This is a genomic window from Methylobacterium sp. WL18 (assembly GCF_008040015.1).
Taxonomy (GTDB): domain Bacteria; phylum Pseudomonadota; class Alphaproteobacteria; order Rhizobiales; family Beijerinckiaceae; genus Methylobacterium; species Methylobacterium mesophilicum.
Genome location: NZ_VRVD01000980.1, coordinates 1 through 1,214, shown reverse-complemented (window position 1 = coordinate 1,214; position 1,214 = coordinate 1). Strand labels below are relative to the sequence as shown.

The window sequence follows — 1,214 nt, the reverse complement described above, 5'->3', positions numbered from 1 at the left end:
CTCCGCCCGGCGGCCGGGAATTCCGTAGGCCGGTCGGGCGGGCAGCCCGGCCGGAGAGCCGGACAGGCGGCGGGCGAGGCTCGCCCGCAAGGCCATCAGCCGGTGCGCCAGGGCGCCGAGCGACAGGCCCGAACGGTCGCCGCCGCGGACGGGGCGGGCTGGGTCACGGTGAGAGTACGGAGGCCGTCCCGATGCGCGCATGGGTTCTCGAACGATACTCGAAACAGGGATCCGCCAGTGGCCGGCGGGCTGCCCCGAGTTAGGCCAATTGTCGTTAACGGAGGCTTGTCGCGCCCCCGCGGGCCGGACACCACGATGGGATTTTCGGCCTGTTCCCGGGCTGCGTGGGGGCCATCCAACATCGTCATTGCGAGCAGCGCGAAGCAGTTTCCCGCGAGTGGCGGATCCCCGGGTTGTTTCGCGGCGCTCGCGATGACGGTGGAAGCGTATGCGTCGCCGGGGCGTGGCCGCGCACCATATGATACCGGCAGCCACCCCTCACCCGGACAGGCGCCCGTGACCCAGCCGACTTCCGCCTCCCCCGCCGACCTCCAGGCGCGCTTCCGGTCCCTGTACCGTCACGGCTTCGCCCGGGTGGCGGCCTGCACCGGGCGCAGCCATCCCGGGGATCCCGACCGCAACGCCGACACGGTGCTCGACCTCGCCCGGACCTGCCACGAATCGGGGGCGGCGCTCGCGGTCTTCACCGAGCTCGGGCTCTCGGCCTACGCGATCGAGGACCTGCTGCTGCAGCAGACCCTGCTCGACGCGGTCGAGGCCGCCACCGACCGGGTGGTCGCCGAATCGGCGGCCCTGCGGCCGCTGCTGCTGGTCGGCGCGCCCCTGCGCTGGCGCCACCGGATCTACAATTGCGCCCTGGCGATCCAGGGCGGCCGGCTCCTCGGCGTGATCCCGAAGACGTTCCTGCCGAACTACCGGGAGTTCTACGAGAAGCGCCACTTCGCCTCCGGGGCCGGGATCGCGGGCGAGACCATCCGGGTCGCGGTCCACGAGGCGCCGTTCGGCACGGACCTGCTGTTCCCGGCCGAGGACCTGCCCGGCCTCGTGGTCGGGGTCGAGATCTGCGAGGACCTGTGGGTGCCGGAATCCCCCGGCATGCGGGCCGCGCTCGCGGGCGCCACGGTGCTCGCCAACCTCTCGGGCAGCCCGATCACGGTGGGCCGGGCCGAGTCGCGGGCGCTGCTGTCCCGCGC

The 1,214-nt window shown here is 73.1% G+C and carries 2 protein-coding genes; one reads left to right on the top strand and one right to left on the bottom strand.

Annotated elements, in window-relative coordinates; all coding sequences use genetic code 11:
* A partial coding sequence (locus FV228_RS33860; protein ID WP_147857794.1) for a hypothetical protein occupies positions 1-201 on the bottom strand: 201 nt, incomplete at its 3' end.
* 315 nt (positions 202-516) lie between these two features.
* On the opposite strand from FV228_RS33860, the gene FV228_RS30265 reads away from it, so the two are divergent.
* Positions 517-1,214: nitrilase-related carbon-nitrogen hydrolase (locus FV228_RS30265; protein WP_281406553.1), on the top strand; the 698-nt coding region annotated here is incomplete at its 3' end.